Annotated in this window: 19 protein-coding genes and 1 tRNA gene; 1 reads left to right on the top strand and 19 read right to left on the bottom strand. The window is 66.9% G+C overall.

The window, feature by feature from the left end; all coding sequences use genetic code 11:
• Window positions 1-14 precede the first annotated feature (14 nt).
• The 13 genes from nuoF to rlmE form a co-directional block, all read right to left on the bottom strand.
• Window positions 15-1,295 carry an NADH-quinone oxidoreductase subunit NuoF gene (nuoF, locus tag CKO33_RS04765; RefSeq protein WP_200179827.1) on the bottom strand — a complete coding sequence of 427 codons (1,281 nt, stop codon included), beginning with the start codon at window positions 1,293-1,295 and terminating at the stop codon, window positions 15-17.
• Between the two features lie 4 nt (window positions 1,296-1,299).
• Window positions 1,300-1,806: an NADH-quinone oxidoreductase subunit NuoE family protein gene (locus tag CKO33_RS04770; protein ID WP_200179829.1), complete on the bottom strand. Its 507-nt coding sequence runs from the start codon at window positions 1,804-1,806 to the stop codon at window positions 1,300-1,302.
• Window positions 1,806-3,059 carry an NADH-quinone oxidoreductase subunit D gene (locus CKO33_RS04775; protein WP_200179831.1) on the bottom strand — a complete coding sequence of 418 codons (1,254 nt, stop codon included), beginning with the start codon at window positions 3,057-3,059 and terminating at the stop codon, window positions 1,806-1,808. The genes CKO33_RS04770 and CKO33_RS04775 overlap by 1 nt, the downstream gene beginning before the upstream one ends.
• On the bottom strand, window positions 3,052-3,777 hold the full coding sequence (locus CKO33_RS04780) for an NADH-quinone oxidoreductase subunit C (RefSeq protein WP_200179833.1): 726 nt from the start codon (window positions 3,775-3,777) through the stop codon (window positions 3,052-3,054). The genes CKO33_RS04775 and CKO33_RS04780 overlap by 8 nt, the downstream gene beginning before the upstream one ends.
• A gap of 27 nt (window positions 3,778-3,804) precedes the next feature.
• The gene (locus CKO33_RS04785) at window positions 3,805-4,281 is read right to left on the bottom strand and encodes a NuoB/complex I 20 kDa subunit family protein (RefSeq protein WP_200179835.1); all 477 of its coding nucleotides are present in this window, start codon (window positions 4,279-4,281) and stop codon (window positions 3,805-3,807) included.
• Window positions 4,272-4,628 carry an NADH-quinone oxidoreductase subunit A gene (locus CKO33_RS04790; protein ID WP_090483805.1) on the bottom strand — a complete coding sequence of 119 codons (357 nt, stop codon included), beginning with the start codon at window positions 4,626-4,628 and terminating at the stop codon, window positions 4,272-4,274. The genes CKO33_RS04785 and CKO33_RS04790 overlap by 10 nt, the downstream gene beginning before the upstream one ends.
• A gap of 260 nt (window positions 4,629-4,888) precedes the next feature.
• A tRNA-Leu gene (locus CKO33_RS04795) sits at window positions 4,889-4,973 on the bottom strand.
• A 41-nt stretch (window positions 4,974-5,014) separates the two neighbouring features.
• Complete coding sequence (secG, locus tag CKO33_RS04800; protein WP_200179836.1) at window positions 5,015-5,368, bottom strand: preprotein translocase subunit SecG; 354 nt, start codon at window positions 5,366-5,368, stop codon at window positions 5,015-5,017.
• Between the two features lie 3 nt (window positions 5,369-5,371).
• Window positions 5,372-6,127, bottom strand: a complete 756-nt coding sequence (gene tpiA, locus CKO33_RS04805) for a triose-phosphate isomerase (protein WP_200179838.1) — start codon at window positions 6,125-6,127, stop codon at window positions 5,372-5,374.
• An 84-nt stretch (window positions 6,128-6,211) separates the two neighbouring features.
• Window positions 6,212-7,573, bottom strand: coding sequence for a phosphoglucosamine mutase (gene glmM / locus CKO33_RS04810; protein ID WP_200179839.1), 1,362 nt, complete (start codon window positions 7,571-7,573; stop codon window positions 6,212-6,214).
• A gap of 31 nt (window positions 7,574-7,604) precedes the next feature.
• Window positions 7,605-8,453, bottom strand: coding sequence for a dihydropteroate synthase (gene folP / locus CKO33_RS04815; protein ID WP_200179841.1), 849 nt, complete (start codon window positions 8,451-8,453; stop codon window positions 7,605-7,607).
• Between the two features lie 111 nt (window positions 8,454-8,564).
• Complete coding sequence (ftsH, locus tag CKO33_RS04820) at window positions 8,565-10,478, bottom strand: ATP-dependent zinc metalloprotease FtsH (RefSeq protein ID WP_200179844.1); 1,914 nt, start codon at window positions 10,476-10,478, stop codon at window positions 8,565-8,567.
• Window positions 10,479-10,522: 44 nt separating this feature from the next.
• Window positions 10,523-11,146, bottom strand: coding sequence for a 23S rRNA (uridine(2552)-2'-O)-methyltransferase RlmE (gene rlmE / locus CKO33_RS04825; protein ID WP_200179846.1), 624 nt, complete (start codon window positions 11,144-11,146; stop codon window positions 10,523-10,525).
• Between the two features lie 97 nt (window positions 11,147-11,243).
• Between rlmE and yhbY the strand changes: the two genes are divergently transcribed.
• Window positions 11,244-11,534, top strand: coding sequence for a ribosome assembly RNA-binding protein YhbY (gene yhbY / locus CKO33_RS04830; RefSeq protein ID WP_200179851.1), 291 nt, complete (start codon window positions 11,244-11,246; stop codon window positions 11,532-11,534).
• Window positions 11,535-11,590: 56 nt separating this feature from the next.
• Here the strand turns inward: yhbY and greA are convergent, their stop codons facing one another.
• The 6 genes from greA to dnaK form a co-directional block, all read right to left on the bottom strand.
• Window positions 11,591-12,067 carry a transcription elongation factor GreA gene (greA, locus tag CKO33_RS04835; RefSeq protein WP_200179853.1) on the bottom strand — a complete coding sequence of 159 codons (477 nt, stop codon included), beginning with the start codon at window positions 12,065-12,067 and terminating at the stop codon, window positions 11,591-11,593.
• Window positions 12,064-15,297, bottom strand: coding sequence for a carbamoyl-phosphate synthase large subunit (gene carB / locus CKO33_RS04840; RefSeq protein WP_200179861.1), 3,234 nt, complete (start codon window positions 15,295-15,297; stop codon window positions 12,064-12,066). Before carB ends, greA begins: the two co-directional genes overlap by 4 nt.
• 97 nt (window positions 15,298-15,394) lie before the next feature.
• Window positions 15,395-16,528, bottom strand: coding sequence for a glutamine-hydrolyzing carbamoyl-phosphate synthase small subunit (carA, locus tag CKO33_RS04845; RefSeq protein WP_200179867.1), 1,134 nt, complete (start codon window positions 16,526-16,528; stop codon window positions 15,395-15,397).
• A gap of 144 nt (window positions 16,529-16,672) precedes the next feature.
• On the bottom strand, window positions 16,673-17,482 hold the full coding sequence (gene dapB, locus CKO33_RS04850) for a 4-hydroxy-tetrahydrodipicolinate reductase (RefSeq protein ID WP_200179868.1): 810 nt from the start codon (window positions 17,480-17,482) through the stop codon (window positions 16,673-16,675).
• Complete coding sequence (gene dnaJ / locus CKO33_RS04855; RefSeq protein ID WP_200179869.1) at window positions 17,479-18,630, bottom strand: molecular chaperone DnaJ; 1,152 nt, start codon at window positions 18,628-18,630, stop codon at window positions 17,479-17,481. The genes dapB and dnaJ overlap by 4 nt, the downstream gene beginning before the upstream one ends.
• 171 nt (window positions 18,631-18,801) lie before the next feature.
• A complete protein-coding gene (dnaK, locus tag CKO33_RS04860; protein ID WP_200179873.1) occupies window positions 18,802-20,742 on the bottom strand; it encodes a molecular chaperone DnaK in 1,941 nt (646 codons plus the stop codon).
• Between the last annotated feature and the right edge of the window lie 52 nt (window positions 20,743-20,794).

A 20,794-nucleotide genomic window follows, 5' to 3' on the forward strand; every position in this document is an offset into this window, starting at 1 on the left:
CCCATCGGCAGGCGTCAGGCCGCGTCGGCCACCATGCTGCGGCCGTGCTCGATGTAGTATTGGAATTCGTGCCGGAAGTGCTTGACGAAACTGCGCACCGGCATCGCCGCGGCGTCCCCCAGGGCGCAGATGGTGCGCCCCTCGATCTTGCCCGCCACCTCGTCCAGGCGCTCCAGATCCTCCATGCGGCCGCGGCCCTCGACGATGCGGGTGACCATGCGGTAGAGCCAGCCCGTGCCCTCGCGGCAGGGGGTGCACTGGCCGCAGGACTCGGAGAAGTAGAAACGGGAGATGCGCTGCAGGACCTTGACCATGTCGGTGGTCTCGTCCATGACGATCACCGCCCCGGAGCCCAGCATGGAGCCGGCCCGGGCGATGCCGTCGTAATCCATGGTGGCCTCCAGCATGGTCTCGGCCGGCACCACGGGCACGGAGGAGCCACCCGGGATCACCGCCTTGAGGCGGCGGCCCTGCCACACCCCGCCGGCCATCTCCAGCAACTCCCGGAAGGGGATGCCCATGGGCACCTCGTAGTTGCCGGGGCGTTCCACGTGGCCGGAGACGGAGAAGAGCTTCTCGCCGCCACTGCGCTCCACCCCCAGGCCGGCAAACCACTCCCCGCCCTCGCGCAGGATGGCGGGCACCGAGGCCAGGGTCTCGGTGTTGTTGATGGTGGTGGGCCGGCCGTAGAGACCGACATTGGCCGGGAACGGCGGCTTGTAGCGCGGCTGGCCCTTCTTGCCCTCCAGGGATTCCAGCAGGGCCGTCTCCTCGCCACAGATATAGGCCCCGGCCCCCAGGGTGGGATAGAGATCGAAGTCCACCCCGGAGCCCAGGATGTCCCTGCCCAGCCAGCCGTGCTCGTAGGCCTCCCGCACCGCCTGGGCGAAACGCCGGTAGGGCTCGTCCAGGAACTCGCCGCGCATGTAGTTGTAGCCCACCGTGGCGTCCATGGCATAGCCGGCGATGGCCATCCCCTCCACCAGGGCATGGGGATTGAAGCGCAGGATGTCCCGGTCCTTGCAGGTCCCCGGCTCGGATTCGTCCGAGTTGCAGACCAGGTAGTTCTGTCCGCCCGTGCCCCTGGGCATGAAGCCCCACTTGATGCCCGCCGGGAAGCCGGCCCCGCCACGGCCGCGCAGGTTGGCCTTCTTCACCTCCTCGATGACCGCCTCGCGGCTCATCTTCTCCTTGAGAACCTTTTCCAGGGCCTTGTACCCGCCCACCTTGAGATAGTTCTCGTAGGTCCAGGGCTCGTCGAACCCGCGGGTGGTCATGCAGACGCGATTCACCATGGGGCTACTCCAGGGAGTCCAGGATCTCGTCCACCTTCTCGGGGGTGAGATGCTCGTAGTAGACGTGGTCCACCTGCATCATGGGTGCGCCACAGCAGGCCGCCAGGCACTCCTCCTCCCGCTTGAGGAAGAAGCGCCCGTCCGGGGTGGTCTCCCCCAGCCGGATGCCCAGACGTTTTTCCAGGTGGGCGAGGATGCGGTCGGCGCCCCGCAGCATGCAGGAGACATTGGTGCACACGGAGATGGTGTGCCGTCCCACCGGTTCCAGTTCGAACATGGAATAGAAACTGGCCACCTCGTAGACGGCGATCTCGGGCATGCCGATGTAGTCCGCCACCGCGTCCATGAGCTCGGTGGTCAGGTGGCCGTGCTCGTGCTGCACGGCCCGCAGCGCCCCCAGCACGGCGGACTGGCGTTGATCCTGCGGGTAGCGCGAGAGCCAGTCGTCGATCTCGGCGCGCACATGCGCGCTCAGGCGATCGGCATTGCGTTGGGTCGGATTCCCAGCCATCAGCGATCGATCTCCCCAAAGACGATATCCAGGCTGCCGATGAGGGTGACCACGTCGGCCAGCATGTGTCCGCGGCTCATCTCGTCCAGCGCCGCCAGGTGGGCGAACCCCGGGGCCCGCACCTTCACACGATACGGCTTGTTGGCCCCATCGGAGACCAGATAGACCCCGAACTCCCCCTTGGGATGCTCCACGGCGGCATAGGCCTCGCCCGCGGGCACACACATCCCCTCGGTGAACAGCTTGAAGTGATGGATGAGGGACTCCATGTCCGCCTTCATCTCCTCCCGTGGCGGCGGCGCGATCTTGCGATCGTCCACCATCACCGGACCCGGATTCGCCCGCAGCCAGTCCACGCACTGGCGGATGATGCGGTTGGACTGGCGCATCTCCTCCATGCGCACCAGGTAGCGGTCGTAGGAATCGCCGTTGGCACCCACGGGGATATCGAACTCCAGGCGGTCGTAGACCTCGTAGGGCTGCTTCCTGCGCAGGTCCCATTCCACGCCGGAGCCGCGCAGCATGGGACCGGTGAAGCCCAGTTGCAGGGCGCGCTCGGGACTCACCACGCCAACCCCCACGGTGCGCTGACGCCAGATTCGGTTCTCCGTCAGCAGGGTCTCATACTCGTCCACCCGCTGCGGGAACCGCTCGGTGAAGGCGTCGATAAAGTCCAGCAGCGAACCCTGGCGGTCGGCGTTGATGCGTTCCACCTCCGCCTCGCTCTTCCAGCGGGACGGCTTGTACTGGGGCATGGTCCCGGGCAGGTCCCGGTTCACGCCACCGGGGCGGTAATAGGTGGCGTGCATGCGCGAGCCGCTCACCGCCTCGTAGCAGTCCACCAGGTCCTCGCGCTCGCGCAGGCAGTAGAGGAACATGCTCATGGCGCCCACATCCAGGGCATGGGCCCCGAGCCAGAGCAGGTGGTTGAGCAGGCGGGTGATCTCGTCGTACATCACGCGGATGTACTGGGCCCGCAGGGGGGGCTGGATGCCCAGCAGACGTTCCAGGGCGAGCACGTAACCATGCTCGTTGCACATCATGGATACATAGTCCAGACGGTCCATGTAGCCGATGCTCTGGTTATAGGGCTTGTTCTCCGCCAGCTTCTCGGTGGCCCGGTGCAGCAGACCGATATGCGGATCGGCGCGCTCCACCACCTCGCCGTCCATCTCCAGCACCAGGCGCAGCACACCGTGGGCCGCCGGGTGCTGGGGACCGAAGTTGAGGGTGTAGTTGCGGATCTCAGGCATCGGTGGACCTCCCGTCGGCCGCCTCGTCCAGATAGCGGTGATCCTCCCGGATCACCCGGGGCACGAGCACCCGGGGCTGGATGCTCACCGGCTGATAGATCACCCGCTGCTGATCCGGGTCGTAGCGCATCTCCACGTGTCCCACCAGGGGGAAATCCTTGCGAAAGGGATGGCCCACGAAACCGTAGTCGGTGAGGATGCGGCGCAGATCCGGGTGCCCCTCGAAGACGATGCCGAACAGATCAAAGGCCTCGCGCTCGAACCAGTCGGCACTGCGCCAGATCTCCACCACCGAGGGAACGGCGGGGAAATCGTCCTCGGGACAGAACACCTTCAGACGCAGCCGGTGGTTGTGGCGCACGGAGAGCAGGTGATACACCACGGCGAAACGCGATCCATCCCAGGTGCCCCCGGCCGGGGCCTCGTCGAAGGTAAAGCGCCCGGAGGTGGCCTTCTCCACACCCCGGCTGTAGCCCTCGCCACTGGCGGATTCCGTGGCCCACTCGGCGACGCCGTAGGCCATGTAATCCACGCCGCAGACATCCATCAGCTGCTCGAAGGACAGCTCGGGGTCATCCCGCAGGGTGCGGGCCACCTCGGTCAGGTCTTTTGGCGCCATCTGCAGGGTGAGCTCGCCATGGGCGCGCTCAAGCCCCTGCAGCCGGCCCGCGAATCGTTGTTCCAGGCACGCGGCCAGTCTGTCGAGTTTCTCGCTCATCTTGAGATCCCGGCTGGGATCGCCCGCTCAGCGGGCGATGGTGTTGGTGCGTCGGATCTTGTTCTGCAGCTGCAAAATCCCGTAGAGGAGGGCCTCGGCCGTGGGCGGGCAACCGGGTACGTAGATGTCCACGGGGACGATGCGGTCGCACCCCCTCACCACCGAATAGGAATAGTGATAGTAGCCGCCACCGTTGGCACAGGAACCCATGGAGATGACCCAGCGGGGCTCGGCCATCTGGTCATAGACCTTGCGCAGGGCGGGCGCCATCTTGTTCACCAGGGTGCCGGCCACGATCATCACATCGGATTGACGCGGACTCGGCCGGAAGATGATCCCGAAACGGTCCAGGTCGTAGCGGGCGGCACCGGCATGCATCATCTCCACGGCGCAACAGGCCAGGCCGAAGGTCATGGGCCAGAGCGATCCCGTACGGGCCCAATTGATCAGTTTGTCTGCCGAGGTGGTGACGAACCCTTCTTCAAGGACGCCTTCTATTCCCATTCCAGGGCCCCCTTTTTCCACTCATAGATGAAACCGATCACCAGGATGCCCAGAAACAGGCCCATGGCGAGCAGCCCGTACAGGCCGATGGTGTCCAGCGCCACGGCCCAGGGAAAGAGAAACGCAATTTCCAGATCGAAGATGATAAAGAGGATGGCGATCAGGTAGAACCTGACGTCGAATTTCATGCGGGAGTCTTCGAAGGCCTCGAAGCCGCACTCATAAGGGGAATTCTTGGCGGCGTCCGGGCGGCGGGGCCCGATCACCATGCCGAGGGCGAGAGGCAGGATCCCCATGAGCAGGCCGATGCCCATGAACACCAGGATAGGCAGGTAGTTTTCGAGCATGGTCCTCTCCCCCCATCGCGCGCTGGCACACGGGATGGGCCTTGGTGATTCTTTTCGCGCATCCGTCCACCGCCCGGATGCCTCTTGTTTTAGTTATGCCGAGGCGCAATAAAGTGCCCCGTTGAAAAGCCCGAAGGAGTCTATGGCACCCCCGAAAAGGGTGTCAAGCATTAGAATAAAGTCATTCCCAAAAAGACAAAGGGGATATTGCGATGCCGCAGTTATAGGCCAGGGAAGACCGCATCGCAGAAGAGAAAAGATGGTGCAGATGGTCGGACTCGAACCGACACGGCTTTCGCCACCGCCCCCTCAAGACGGCGTGTCTACCAATTCCACCACATCTGCACGGAACAGACGATTCCGGGGAACCCTCCCCGGCAGGCCCGTCAGCCGGGCACGTCCTCCGGGACATCGGACGGCCCTTGTTCGGGGGCCGTCCGCGCCGGTGCCTCCTGCTCCACTGCCTCCGGGGCCTGGATGAGATCCGCGGCGCTGGGGGCCTCGGGCCGGTGGGCCGCCAGGTACGTCAGGATCAGACTGTTGACGATGAAGGCGGTGGCCGTCAAGGCCGTGGCCCGCGTGAGCAGGTTGGCTGAACCCCGGGCACCGAATACGGTGGCCGAGGCACCGCTGCCGAAGGCGGCACCGGCATCGGCCCCCTTGCCATGCTGCATCAGCACCAGGGCAATGAGACCGATTGAAAAGAATACCTGAAAAACCAGAAGAATGCTATAGAGCATGGATCATCCCGCCTGGTCCGCGGCCTTGCAGATGGCAAGGAAGTCCGCAGCCTTGAGTGAGGCCCCGCCGATCAGACCACCATCGATGTCCGGCCCGGCGAAGAGTTCGGCCGCGTTATCGGCCTTGACGCTGCCCCCGTAGAGGATGCGCGCCCGGGCCGCCACCGAGGCGTCCAGGGCTTCGAGACGCCCGCGGATGAAGGCATGCACCTCCTGGGCCTGTTCCGGAGTGGCCGTGCGACCGGTACCGATGGCCCAGACCGGCTCATAGGCGATGACCGCTTCGCCGAAGGCGGCCACCCTCTCCAGTTCCAGCACCGCATCCAGCTGACGGCCGATCACCGCCTCGGTGATCCCCCCTTCCCGCTCCTCCAGCTGCTCACCCACGCACAGGATGGGTACCAGGCCATGGCGGCGGGCGGCGGAAAACTTGCGCGCGGTGAAGGCATCGTCCTCACCATAGAGGGTGCGGCGCTCGGAGTGGCCGACGATCCCATAGCGGCAACCCAGATCCCGCAGCATGGCGCCGGAGACCTCACCGGTATAGGCGCCGGCATCCTGATCGGACAGGTCCTGGGCGCCCAGACCGATGGCAGCACCGGTCAGGCCGGCCACCTGTTCCAGGTAGACGAACGGCGGGCAGACCACCACCTCGGCGGACAGACCGTCCACCGCTTCCGCCAGGTCCCGCATCAGGGCCTGGTTGGCCTCGCGCGAGCCGTTCATCTTCCAGTTTCCAGCAACCAAGGGTGTGCGCATGGTTCCGCTCCGTGCAATGACCTCCACGAGGAAAGGGCCGCATGCTACCTTTGCCGTTCCGATAAATCAATTTCCCCGCCGGGGTCAGGCCACCGCCTCCGCCGCCCGGCGCACGGCATCGGCCAGATCCCGGGCCAGGCGTCCCACCAGGGCCATGTCCCCCCCCTCCACCATGACCCGCACCAAAGGCTCGGTCCCCGAGGGCCGCAGCAGCACCCGGCCGCGACCCGCCAGTGCGGATTCGGCCTCCTGTACCGCCTCCCGCACGACGCGTCCCTCCAGCAGGCCGCCGCGGGCGGCATCCGCGGTCACCGGGACGTTCACCAGCTTCTGCGGGTACTTCTCCATGGCGCGGTGCAGCTCCGACAGGGGACGCCCGCTATGGCTCATCACCTGCAGCACCTGCAGGGCGGAAACGATGCCGTCGCCGGTGGTGGTCCGGTCCAGGCAGATGATATGGCCGGAGGACTCCCCCCCCAACTGCCAGCCCTCCCGTTTCAGGCCCTCCATGACGTACCGGTCCCCCACCTTGACGCGGCGAAAGGGGATGCCGGCGGCCCCGAGGGCCTGTTCCAGGCCGAGATTGCTCATGAGGGTGCCCACCACGCCCCCCTGCAGGATGCCATCGTGGTGGCGGGCCAGGGCGATGATGCAAAGGGCCTGGTCCCCGTCCACGGTATCACCGCGCTCGTCCACCAGGATGAGGCGATCCCCGTCCCCGTCCAGGGCGATGCCCAGATCCGCGCGGTGCTCCAGGACCGCACGGCGCATGTGTTCGGGATGCAGGGATCCGCAGTCGTCATTGATATTGAACCCATCCGGCTCCACCCCCACCGGGATCACCTCGGCCCCCAGCTCCTCGAAGACATGGGGGGCCACCCCATAGGTGGCGCCGTGGGCGCAGTCCACCACCAGTTTCAGGCCGTGCAACGTGGTACCCGGCGGGATGGTGCCCTTGCAGAACTCGATGTAGCGACCCGGGGCATCCCCCACCCGCTCGGCCTTGCCCAGGTCCGCGGAATCCACCATGGCCATGGGCCGCTCCAGCATGGCCTCGATGGCCTCCTCCACGGCATCCGGCAGCTTGCTGCCGGTACTGGAGAAGAACTTAAAGCCGTTGTCGTAATAGGGATTGTGGGAGGCACTGATGACGATGCCCGCCGAGGCGCGGAAGGTGCGGGTGAGGTAGGCCACCGCGGGAGTGGGCATGGGGCCCAGCAGGCGGATATCCACCCCGGCGGAGGATAGCCCCGCCTCCAGGGCCGACTCGAACAGGTAGCCGGAGACGCGGGTATCCTTGCCGATGAGCACCGGTCCCCCGTCCCGGGAGCCCAGGACCCTGCCCGCCGCCCAGCCAAGGCGCAGGGCGAAATCCACCGTCATGGGGGGTTCCCCGACCCGGCCCCGGATACCATCGGTACCAAAATATCTGCGTTCCTGGGTCATCTCGTCTTCTCCTGATGCGGGGCCGTTGGGATCATGCCTCTTCCTGCGCCACCTGGCCAGTCTCCAGGGCCTTAAGCACCCGCAGGGCATCCCGGGTGGCGGCCACATCGTGCACCCGCAGGATGGCCGCCCCCCGCTGCGCCGCCCACAGGGCCGCAGCCACACTGCCATGGACACGGGCCTCAGGGGGGCGCCCGTCCCCCAGCATCTCCCCGATCATGCGCTTGCGGGACACCCCCACCAACAGCGGCAAGCCATCCACCGCCAGGTCTTCCAAGTGCCTCAACAGGGTGAGGTTGTGGCTCAGGGTTTTGCCAAAGCCAAACCCCGGATCCAGCAGCAGGCGGTCGTGGCCGATGCCCACGCGGCGGCAGGCGGCCACCCGCTCTGCCAGAAAGGCACGCACCTCGGCCACCACATCGTCGTAACGGGGATCGGCCTGCATGCTCCGGGGAGCCCCCTGCATGTGCATGAGACACACCGGAATCCCGCAGGCCGCCGCGGCCTCCAGGGCCCCGGGGGCACACAGGGCGCGCACGTCGTTGATCAGCGCGGCACCGGCACCACAGGCGGCGCGCATCACCTCGGGCTTGCTGGTATCCACGGACAGGGGCACGGGCAGTTCCCCGGCCAGGGCCTCGATCACCGGCAGGACCCGGCGCAACTCCTCCTCCACGGGCACCTCATCGGCCCCCGGGCGCGTGGACTCGCCGCCGATATCAATGAAATCGGCCCCCTCCGCCACCATGGCCCGGGCCCGCTCCACGGCGGCATCCAGATCCGCGTGGTGTCCACCATCGGAGAAGGAGTCGGGCGTGACGTTGAGGATGCCCATGACGCGCGGGCGGGACAGATCCACAAAGTGACGGGCGAACTGCATGAAGGCACCTCGGACAAAAGGCAAAGGCCGCCCGGTACGGACGGCCGTCTCGCAACGCATGAAGCCGCCCGGGGCGGCTTCATGGGAGGATGGGACCTGGGGGGTGGGCCCTCAGGTCTGACTGGCAGGTCCGCCGATGACCCCCTTGGTCTCTCCCTCATCCTCATCCCCGGTCCGGGATCCCCCCTCGGGTTCGTTACCGCTCCAGTCGTCGGGATCCCGGGGCTCGCGCCCGTCCATGATGTCGTTGATCTGGTCCAGATCGATGGTCTCGTACTTCATCAGGGCCCGGGCCATGGTGTGGAGCTTGTCCAGATGCTCGTTGAGGATGTTCCGCGCCCGCTCGTAACTGGAGTCGATGATGCGGCGGATCTCCTCGTCGATGGCGTGGGCCGTCTCGTCGGACATCTGCTTGTGCTGGGTCACCTGCCGGCCCAGGAAGACCTCCCCTTCGTCCTCGCCATAGGAAAGCGGTCCCAGGCGGTCGGAGAGCCCCCACTTGGTGACCATGTTACGGGCGATGGAGGTGGCCCGTTCGATGTCGTTGGAGGCGCCGGTGGTCACCTTGTCCGATCCGAAGATGATCTCCTCGGCGATGCGGCCGCCGAACAGGGAGCAGATCTGACTCTCCAGGCGGGTCTTGCTGTGGCTATAGCGATCCTCGTCCGGCAGGAACATGGTCACCCCCAGGGCCCGCCCGCGGGGGATGATGCTCACCTTGTACACCGGATCATGCTCCGGAACCATGCGGCCGACGATGGCGTGTCCGGCCTCGTGGTAGGCGGTGAGCTTCTTCTCGTCCTCGCTCATCACCATGGACTTGCGCTCGGCGCCCATCATGATCTTGTCCTTGGCGCGCTCGAAGTCGTTCATCTCCACCAGGCGCTTGTTGGCCCGGGCCGCGAACAGGGCCGCCTCGTTCACCAGGTTGGCCAGATCGGCCCCGGAGAAGCCCGGGGTGCCCCGGGCGATGAGATCGCTGCGCACATTCTCCGCCAGGGGCACCTTGCGCATGTGCACCTTGAGGATCTGCTCGCGACCGCGCACGTCCGGCAGCGGCACCACCACCTGGCGGTCGAAGCGACCGGGGCGCAGCAGCGCCGGGTCCAGCACGTCGGGCCGGTTGGTGGCGGCGATGACGATGATGCCCTCGCTGCCCTCGAAGCCGTCCATCTCCACCAGCAGCTGGTTCAGGGTCTGCTCCCGCTCGTCGTGGCCGCCGCCCAGGCCGGCACCGCGATGGCGCCCCACGGCGTCGATCTCGTCGATGAAGATGATGCAGGGGGCATGCTTCTTGGCCTGATCGAACATGTCCCGCACCCGGGAGGCCCCCACCCCCACGAACATCTCCACGAAATCGGAGCCGGAGATGCTGAAGAAGGGCACCTTGGCCTCGCCGGCGATGGCCTTGGCCAGCAGGGTCTTGCCCGTCCCCGGAGAGCCCACCATGAGCACCCCGCGGGGGATGGTGCCGCCCAGCTTCTGGAACTTGCTGGGATCCCGCAGGAAGTCCACCAGTTCGGACACCTCCTCCTTGGCCTCATCGCAGCCGGCCACGTCGCCGAAGGTGACCTTCACCTGGTCCTCGCTCATCATGCGGGCCTTGCTCTTGCCAAAGGACATGGCCCCGCGGCCGCCGGCACCGCCCTGCATCTGCCGCATGAAGTAGATCCACACGGCGATGAGCAACAGGAAGGGGAACCAGCTGATGAGGATTTCGGTGAGCAGGGAACGCTGGGCGGGCTCGTCCACCCGGATCTCCACGTTGTTGGCGAGCAGGTCCCCGATGAGCCCCGGGTCATTGGGGGCGTGGGTGGTGAACTGCTGGCCGTCGATGCCACGCCCCTCGATGGTCTTGCCCTCGATATAGACGCTATCCACCTGCCCGCGCTTCACCTCCTCGAGGAAGTGGGAGTAGGACCAGGAGCGGGCCTCGGGCTGGGTCGGCGTGAAGTTATTGAACACCGACATCAGCACGACGGCAATGACCGCCCAGATAATCAGGTTTTTCACCAGTTCGTTCAAGGGTCTACCTCGACTTGTCCGTCTTGTGCGCCATGCAATCGACCTTACACCAGTTTGAGGCCCTTCGCCAACGCATAGACCTCTCTGGAGCGGGCGCGCGAGGCCCCCGGTTTGCGCATCTGCACCTTGTCGAAACGGGTACGCAGCGTCTTCAGGTAGGCATCGAACCCCTCGCCCTGGAAGAGTTTGACCAGAAAGTCCCCCCCGGGTTTCAGCGTGCGTTCGGCGGTGTCCAGGGCCAGCTCTGCCAGATGCATGGAGCGGGGTTGGTCCACGGCGTCCACGCCACTGAAGTTGGGGGCCATGTCCGAGAGCACCACATCCGCGGGACGGTCCCCCAGGGCCTGGAGAACGGCCGCGAGCACCGCCTCCTCACGAAAGTCCCCCTGGATGAAGGTCACCCCCGCAAGCGGGTCCATGGCCAGCAGGTCCGAGGCCACCACGGCCCCTCCGTCCCCGACGCGGGAGACGGCATACTGACTCCAGCCACCTGGGGCCGCCCCCAGGTCCAGCACGTGCATGCCGGGACGCAGGAGGCGGTCGCGGGTATCGATCTCTTCGAGCTTGTACACGGCCCGGCAGCGCCAGCCCGATTCCTGGGCCTGCTGCACGTAACGGTCGCTGAAATGCTCTCTGAGCCAGCGCTTGCTGCTCTTGCTGCGAGACATGATGGGTTCATTCCCCTGTGATGGCGGAGGCTGTGGCCGCGGCGACGGCATGCTAGACTCGCGCCCCCTTCTGCACACCCATGGGACAACGCTTCACATGCTCAATGACCGACAGATCAAACACCTGCGCACCCTGGCCCACGCGCGCAAACCGGTGGTCATGCTGGGGCGCCACGGACTCACCGAGGCGGTCCTGGAGGAGATCCGGGGTGCCCTGGACCATCACGAGCTGATCAAGGTGAAGGTGGCGGCAGGAGATCGGGAGCAGCGGGATGCAGCGGTGGCCCGCATCTGCGAGGAGACGGGGGCCCTGCTGGTGCAGCGGGTGGGCCATGTGGCCACCCTCTTCCGGCGCAACCCGGAGAAACCCAGGGTGGATCTCCCCTGAGGGAATCCTGCCGGGGGGGCGGCCGGGGCGGGTCCCCCCGCCCCGGCGATGGGCGATCAGATGTACTTCACCGCCACGATCTCGTAGTGCTTCTCCCCCCCGGGGGCGTTGAAGGTGATCTCATCCCCCTCCTCCTTGCCGATGAGGGCCCGGGCGATGGGGGAATTGACGGAGATCAGTCCCGACTTGATGTCCGCCTCGTCGTCCCCCACGATCTGGTAGCCCACCTCCTTGTCGGTATCCAGGTCCAGCAATTCCACCGTGGCGCCGAAGACCACCTTGCCACCGGCATTGAGGGTCTTCACGTCGATGATCTGGGCGTTGGCCAGCTTGTTCTCCAGTTCCTGGATGCGCCCCTCGATGAAGCCCTGTTGCTCCCGGGCGGCATGGTATTCCGCGTTTTCCTTCAGGTCGCCGTGCTCACGGGCCTCGGCGATGGCGGCGATGACCCGCGGCCGATCCTCGCTCTTGAGACGCTGCAGTTCGGCCTTGATGAGTTCGGCCCCACGGACCGTCAGTGGCGTCTTGCTCATGCCAGATGCTCCAGGTTTTCCTTATGCATGGCCTGCAGACAATACACATTCTCGTCGGTGAGGTAGTCCAGGGCCGCCACCGTGGCATGGGCACCGGCCAGGGTGGTGGTATAGGTCACCTTGTGCTGCAGGGCCTCGCGGCGGATGGTGTAGGAATCGGCGATGGCCTGGCGCCCCTCCGTGGTGTTGATGATGAGGTCGATCTCGTCGTTCTTGATGCGGTCCACGATATGGGGACGCCCCTCGGTCACCTTGTTGATGCGCTCGCAATCGATCCCCGCCGCCTCTAGCGCCTGGGCCGTACCCTTGGTGGCGATGAGCCGGAAGCCCTTCTCGCTCAGGGCCTGGGCCATGGGCACCACCCCCTCCTTGTCCACATCGCGCACGCTGATGAAGGCGGTTCCGGACCCGGGCAGGGTGACACCCGCCCCCAGCTGGCTCTTGGCGAAGGCCTCGGGGAAGCTGCGGCCCACCCCCATGACCTCGCCGGTGGACTTCATCTCCGGCCCCAGGATGGGGTCCACGCCGGGGAACTTGATGAACGGGAACACCGCCTCCTTGACGCAGTAGTACTGCGGCCGGATGGCCCGCGTCACCCCCTGCTCCGCCAGGCTGCGCCCGGCCATGCAGCGGGCGGCGATCTTGGCCAGGGGCATGCCGATGGACTTGGAGACGAAGGGCACGGTGCGCGAGGCGCGGGGGTTCACCTCCAGCACGAAGATGCGGTCCCCCCCCTGCACGGCGAACTGGGTGTTCATCAGGCCCACCACGTTCAGGCCCAGGGCCATCTTGCGCACCTGCTCGGCGATCTGCTCCTGCAGCTCCATGCTCAGGCTGTAGGGGGGCAGGGAGCAGGCGGAGTCGCCGGAGTGCACCCCGGCCTGCTCGATATGCTGCATGATGCCGCCGATCACCACGTCCTTGCCGTCGCAGACGGCATCCACATCCACCTCCACGGCGTCGTCCAGGAAGCGGTCCAGTAGCACCGGGGCGTCGTTGGACACCTGCACGGCATCGCGCATGTAGCGGCGCAGATCGGTCTCGTTGTAGACGATCTCCATGGCCCGACCCCCCAGGACGTAGGAGGGACGCACCACCACGGGGAAGCCGATGGCCTCGGCATGGCGCACGGCCTCCTCCACGCTGCGGGCCGTGCGGTTGGGCGGCTGGATCAGGTCCAGGTCGTGGATCAGGTTCTGGAAGCGCTCCCGGTCCTCCGCCAGGTCGATGCTGTCGGGGGTGGTGCCGATCACCGGGGCGCCGGCGGCCTCCAGGTCCCGGGCCAGTTTCAGGGGGGTCTGCCCGCCGAACTGGATGATGATCCCCCTGGGCTGTTCCAGGTGCACGATCTCCAGCACATCCTCCAGGGTCAGCGGCTCGAAGAACAGCCGGTCGGAGGTGTCGTAGTCGGTGGAGACGGTCTCCGGATTGCAGTTGACCATGAGGGTCTCGTAGCCGTCCTCGCGCATGGCCAGGGCGGCGTGCACGCAGCAGTAGTCGAACTCGATCCCCTGCCCGATGCGGTTGGGACCGCCCCCGAGGACCATGATCTTGTCCCGGCTGGAGGGCTCCGCCTCGCACTCCTCCTCGTAGGTGGAGTACATGTAGGCGGTGGTGGCGGCGAATTCGGCGGCGCAGGTGTCCACACGCTTGTACACGGGGTGCAACTTCAGGCCGTGGCGGTACTCGCGCACGGTGCGCTCGGTCTCGTCCAGGAGGGTGGCCAGGCGGCGGTCGGAGAAGCCCCGCTGCTTGAGCCGGAACAGGGTCCCGGCATCCAGGTCCTTGAGGGCGCGCCCCTTGAGGGATTGCTCCATCTCCACCAGCTCCTGGATCTGGGCCAGGAACCAGGGATCGATCCAGGTCAGTTCGAAGACCTGCTCCAGGGAGTAGCCCAGGCGGAAGGCATCGGCCACATACCAGATGCGCTCGGGGCCCGGGTCCGCGAGGCGGCTGCGCACCAGGGCCTCCGCCTCCTCGCTGCCCGGATCCACCTTCTCGTTGAGGCCGTCATTGCCCGTCTCCAGACTGCGCAGGGCCTTCTGGAAGGATTCCTGGAAGGTGCGGCCGATGGCCATGGCCTCGCCCACGGACTTCATCTGGGTGGTCAGCCGCGCCTCGGCACTGGGGAACTTCTCGAAGGTGAAGCGCGGGATCTTGGTGACCACGTAGTCGATGGACGGCTCGAAGGAGGCCGGGGTGACGCCGCCGGTGATCTCGTTGCGCAACTCGTCCAGGGTGAAGCCCACCGCCAGCTTGGCCGCCACCTTGGCGATGGGGAAGCCGGTGGCCTTGGAGGCCAGGGCGGAGGAGCGGGAGACCCGGGGGTTCATCTCGATGACCACCAGGCGGCCGTTGTCCGGATTCACCGCGAACTGCACGTTGGAGCCGCCGGTATCCACGCCGATCTTGCGCAGCACCGCCAGGGAGGCGTCGCGCATGATCTGGTATTCCTTGTCGGTGAGGGTCTGGGCCGGGGCCACAGTGATGGAATCCCCCGTGTGCACCCCCATGGGGTCCAGGTTCTCGATGGAGCAGATGATGATGCAGTTGTCCGCGCGGTCCCGCACCACCTCCATCTCGAATTCCTTCCAGCCCAGGATGGACTCCTCCACCTGCACCTCGTTCACCGGGGAGAGGTCCAGGCCGCGCTTGACGATGTCCTCGTATTCCTCCCGGTTGTAGGCGATGCCGCCACCGCTGCCCCCCATGGTGAAGGAGGGGCGGATGATCACCGGGAAGCCGATCTGCGGCTGCACCCGCTGGGCCTCCTCCCAGCTGTTCACCATGTAGGCCACGGGGCATTCCAGGCCGATCTCCGCCATGGCCTCGCGGAAGCGTTCCCGGTCCTCGGCCATGTCGATGGCGTCCTCGCTGGCGCCGATGAGTTCCACCCCGTGCTTCTCCAGCACCCCGTGCCGGGCCAGGTCCAGGGCGCAGTTCAGGGCCGTCTGCCCCCCCATGGTGGGGAGCACGGCATCGGGCTTCTCGCGCTCGATGATGCGGGCCACCACCTTCCAGTCCACCGGCTCGATGTAGACGGCGTCGGCCATCTCCGGGTCGGTCATGATGGTGGCGGGGTTGGAGTTCACCAGGATGACCCGGTAGCCCTCCTCGCGCAGGGCCTTGCAGGCCTGGGCGCCGGAATAGTCGAACTCGCAGGCCTGGCCGATGACGATGGGGCCGGCGCCGAGGATCAGGATGCTCTGAAGGTCGGTTCTCTTGGGCATGGAAGTCTTCTTACCGTGGACGACGCGGCGCGTTGCGATGCGCCGGTGGGCGGACGGGACCGGATCCGGGGTCCCGTACGGGCGGCGACCGGCGTGGCTAGGCGCCCCGGGCCCGCATCATGTCGATGAACCGGTCGAACTGCGAGAGCACGTCGCCGGGACCGGGACTGGCCTCCGGGTGGCCCTGGAAGCTCAGTGCCGGGCGGTCCGTCAGGGCAATGCCCTGCAGGGTGCCGTCGAAAAGCGACCGGAAGGTGGGCCGCACATACTCCGGCAGGGTGCCCTCGTCCAGGGCGAAGCCGTGGTTCTGGCTGGAGATCATCACCCGCCCGCTGTCCAGGTCCTGCACCGGGTGATTGGCGCCGTGGTGACCGAACTTCATCTTCACGGAGCGGGCACCGGTGGCCAGGCCCAGCAGCTGGTGGCCAAGACAGATGCCGAACACCGGCACCCGCGCCTCCAGCAGTTCGCGGATGGCCTGGATGGCGTAGTCACAGGGCTCCGGGTCACCGGGGCCGTTGGAGAGCAGGACCCCGTCGGGCTCCAGGGCCATCACCTCCGCGGCCGGGGTGCGGGCCGGTACCACCGTGACCCGGCACCCCCGGTCCACCAGCAGGCGCAGCATGTTGCGCTTGGTACCAAAGTCATAGGCCACCACGTGATAGGGACGGGATTCGGGGGCCGGACGATGCCCCTGCCCCAGGGCCCAGGTGCCCTCGTCCCATGCATAGGGCTGTGCCGTGGTGGCCTGGGAGGCCAGATCCATGCCCTTGAGCCCGGCGAAGCCGCGGGCCGCTGCCAGGGCCCGCTCCGCGTCCACCTCACCGGCCAGGATGCAGCCGTTCTGCGCCCCCTTCTCCCGCAGCAGGCGGGTGAGGCGACGGGTGTCCACGCCGGCGATGGCCACCACGCCGTGGCGCTGCAGGTACTCGGGCAGGCTCTCGGTGGCCCGCCAGCTGGAGATCCGCGGCGGGACGTCCCGCACCACCAGACCCGCCGCCTGCGGTGCCGGGGACTCCTCGTCCTCCGGATTGACGCCGGTGTTGCCGATATGGGGATAGGTGAGGGTCACCAGCTGACCCGAGTAGGAGGGATCGGTCAGGATCTCCTGGTATCCGGTCATGGCGGTGTTGAACACCACCTCGCCGACGGAGAGCCCTTGGACCCCCACTGCAATGCCATGAAACAGACTGCCATCTTCCAGAGCCAACAGGGCGGGTGTGGTATTCAAGGGACCTCCGGCGGGCATGCAAACGGGGCGGGCCGGAGGCGCCCGGCCAGCCCATGATGCGTGTCTAGGGAACGTCAATGGGACGGATGGTAGCCGATTCCACGGGCCACTGTCCACGCCGCCCCGTTGCAGGCGGGAGGACCTTCAGCGCAGGCCGAGCACGTCCTGCATGTCGTAGAGCCCGGCGGACCGGCCCTGCAGCCAGCGGGCGGCCCGCACCGCGCCCCGGGCGAAGGTCATGCGGCTGGAGGCCTTGTGACTGAGTTCCACCCGCTCCCCCGGACCGGCGAACATCACCGTGTGCTCGCCCACGATGTCCCCGGCGCGGATGGTCTCGAAACCGATGCTGCGCCGGTCCCGCTCGCCGGTGACCCCCTCGCGGCCATAGACGGCGCATTCCTTCAGATCCCGGCCCAGGGCCGAGGCCACCACCTCGCCCATGCGCAGGGCCGTGCCGGAGGGGGCATCCACCTTGTGGCGGTGATGGGCCTCCACGATCTCCACGTCCACCTCGTCCCCCAGGATGCGGGCGGCGGTATCCAGAAGCTTCAGGCAGAGATTGACCCCCACGCTCATGTTGGGGGCGAACACCACCGGGATCTCCCGGGCGGCCTGCTCGATGGCGGCCTTCTGCGCCTCATCGAAGCCGGTGGTCCCCAGCACCATGGCCCGGCCGTGGCGGCGGCAGACCTCCAGGTGCGCCAGGCTGCCCTCGGGGCGGGTGAAGTCGATGACGGTGTCAAAGCGCTCCACCGCCCCCTCCAGGTCCGGCTCCAGGGTCACCCCCAGGGGGCCGACCCCGGCCATGGTCCCGGCATCGGTCCCCAGCAGACCGCTTTCCGGGCGCTCGGTGGCCACCCCCAGTTCCAGTTCCGGGGTCTCCTGCACGGCCTCGATGAGGACCCGCCCCATGCGGCCCCCGGCGCCGACGATGGCGATGCGGCTTGCGCTCATGTCTTTCTCCAGAACTTGAGGTCTTCAAAGAAGTGCTTGACACCGTCCAGCCAGCCCTCCTGCTGCGGGCTGTGCTTCTTGCCCCCGGCCTGCATGCTGGCCTCCAGTTGCTGCAGCAAGTCCTTCTGCTCCTTGGTCAGGTTGACGGGGGTCTCCACCTGGATGCTGCAGAGCATGTCCCCCTCGCCGCCCCCGTGGACGGAGCGTACCCCCTTGCCCCGCAACCGGAACACGCGCCCGGTCTGGGTCTCGGCAGGGATCTTCAGGGCCACGCGGCCCTTGAGGGTGGGGATCTCCAGCTCCCCGCCCAGGGCGGCGGTGGCGAAGCTGATGGGGACCTCGCAGTAGAGATCGTTGCCCTTGCGGGTGAAGATCTTGTGGGGCTTGACGTGGATCTGCACGTACAGGTCCCCGGCGGGGCCGCCGTGCACCCCCGCCTCGCCCTCGCCGGAGAGGCGGATGCGGTCGCCGCTGTCCACCCCCGGGGGCACGGTCACCGTCAGGGTACGCCGCTCCTCCACCCGGCCCTGGCCGCGGCAGGTGGGGCAGGGCTTGGGAATGATCTTGCCGGTGCCCCGGCAGTGGGGACAGGTCTGCTGCACGGAGAAGAACCCCTGCTGCATGCGCACGCGCCCCACCCCGCCGCAGGTCTCGCAGGTCTCGGGGCTGGTGCCCGGGGCGGCCCCGCTGCCGCCGCAGCTCTCGCAGACCACCAGCGTGGGCACGCGGATCTTCACGTCCGTGCCAAAGACCGCCTCCTCCAGGGACAGCTCCAGGTTGTACTGCAGGTCAGACCCACGGAAGGCACCGCTGCCGCCGCGACCCGCGGCACCACCGAAGATGTCGCCGAAGATGTCCTCGAAGATGTCGCTGAAGCTGGCCCCGCCGGCACCGCCGGCCCCGGCCCCGCCACGTGCCCCTGCGTCCACTCCGGCATGGCCGAACTGATCGTAGGCGGCGCGCTTGCGGGGATCGGAAAGGACATCGTAGGCCTCGCGGGCCTCCTTGAAACGGTCCTCCGCCTCCTTGTCCCCGGGATTGCGGTCCGGGTGGTATTTCATGGCCAATCTGCGGAAGGCCTTCTTGAGCGCGTCCTCGCTGGCGTTCTTCGCCACCCCCAGGACTTCGTAGTAATCGCGTTTTGCCATGGTCTGCGTGGCTCACTCAGAAACGGTAAAGCCCGCGGGCCGGCGGCGCCCCATCAGGGGCACCGCCGGCCAACGGACCTCGGTTCACGGCTGCAGGCGGTCCCGTGGGGTCCGCCTGCCCGATGCGGCCCATAGCACGGGGACCGGCATCGTCCGGCCCCCGTCCCGGGCTCACTTCTTCTTGTCGTCCACTTCCTCGAACTCCGCGTCCACCACATCGTCCTGCGCGGACTGCTGCTGGCCGCCGGAGGCCTGGTCACCGGTCTCGCCGCCGGAAGCGGCACCCTCGGCGCCCTGCTGGGCATACATGCGCTCGGCCAGTTTACCCGAGGCCTCGGTCAGCTTCTGGGTCTTGGCCTCGATATCCGCCTTGTCGCTGCCCTTCATGGCCTCACGCAGCTCGCCGATGGCCGACTCGATGGCGCTCTTCTCCGAGGCCTCCACCTGATCGCCCATCTCGCCCAGGGTCTTTTCCACGGAATGGATCAGGTTGTCCGCCTGGTTGCGCGCCGCCACCAGTTCCTGGAAGCGCTTGTCCTCCTCGGCATGGGCCTCCGCGTCCTTCACCATCTGTTCGATCTCCTCCTCGTTCAAGCCCGAGGAGGCCTTGATAACGATCTTGTTCTCCTTTCCGGTGGCCTTGTCCTTGGCGGAGACATTGAGGATGCCGTTGGCGTCGATATCGAAGGTGACCTCGATCTGCGGCACGCCCCGGGGTGCCGGGGGGATGTCCGACAGGTCGAAACGGCCCAGGGACTTGTTGGCGCTGGCCTGTTCCCGTTCCCCCTGCAGTACGTGCACCGTCACCGCCGTCTGGTTGTCCTCCGCCGTGGAGAACACCTGGTTGGCCTTGGTGGGGATGGTGGTGTTCTTCTCGATGAGCTTGGTCATGACACCGCCCAGGGTCTCGATGCCCAAAGACAGCGGGGTCACATCCAGGAGCAGCACGTCCTTGACATCGCCGCCCAGCACACCGGCCTGGATGGCGGCACCGATGGCCACGGCCTCGTCGGGGTTCACATCGCGGCGCGGGTCCTTGCCGAAGAAGTCCTTCACCCCCTCCTGCACCTTGGGCATGCGGGTCTGACCGCCCACCAGGATCACGTCATCCACCTGGGACACGGACAGGCCGGCATCCTTCAGGGCCACCTTGCAGGGCTCGATGGTGCGCTTGATCAGCTCCTCCACCAGGGCCTCCAGCTTGGCCCGGGAGACCTTGAGATTCAGGTGCTTGGGCCCGGTGTTGTCGGCCGTGATATAGGGCAGGTTCACCTCCGTCTGCTGGCTGGAGGAGAGCTCGATCTTCGCCTTCTCGGCGGCCTCCTTGAGGCGCTGCATGGCCAGGGGATCGCCCTTGAGGTCGATGCCCTGCTCCTTCTTGAACTCGGAGGCCAGGTAGTCGATCAGGCGGGTGTCGAAGTCCTCGCCCCCCAGGAAGGTGTCCCCGTTGGTGGCCAGCACCTCGAACTGGTGCTCACCGTCCACCTCGGCGATCTCGATGATGGAGATGTCGAAGGTGCCGCCACCCAGGTCATAGACCGCCACCTTGCGGTCCCCGCGCTTCTTGTCCAGACCATAGGCCAGGGCCGCCGCGGTGGGTTCGTTGATGATGCGCTTCACCTCCAGACCGGCGATCTTGCCCGCGTCCTTGGTGGCCTGGCGCTGGGAGTCGTTGAAGTAGGCGGGCACGGTGATCACCGCCTCGGTGACCTCTTCGCCCAGGTAGTCCTCGGCGGTCTTCTTCATCTTCTGCAGCACGCGGGCGGAGATCTCCGGCGGGGCCATCTTCTTGTCGCGCACCTCCACCCAGGCGTCGCCGTTGTCCGCCTTGATGATCTTGTAGGGCACCATGTCGATGTCCTTCTGCACCTCCGGCTCCTCGAAGCGGCGGCCGATGAGGCGCTTGACGGCGAACAGGGTGTTCTCGGGGTTGGTGACCGCCTGGCGCTTGGCGGACTGCCCCACCAGCACCTCGCCGTCCTCACTAAAGGCCACGATGGAGGGGGTGGTGCGGGCGCCCTCGGCGTTCTCCAGGACCTTGGGGGACCCCCCCTCCATGACGGCAACGCAGGAGTTGGTGGTGCCCAGGTCGATACCGATCGTCTTACCCATGGTGATTCTCCAGAACTTGCGTGAATTTCAAATCAATGACGGAATGCTTCCG

Origin of the sequence: Ectothiorhodospira mobilis (genome assembly GCF_016584115.1) — a bacterium.
Taxonomy (GTDB): Bacteria; Pseudomonadota; Gammaproteobacteria; order Ectothiorhodospirales; family Ectothiorhodospiraceae; genus Ectothiorhodospira; species Ectothiorhodospira mobilis.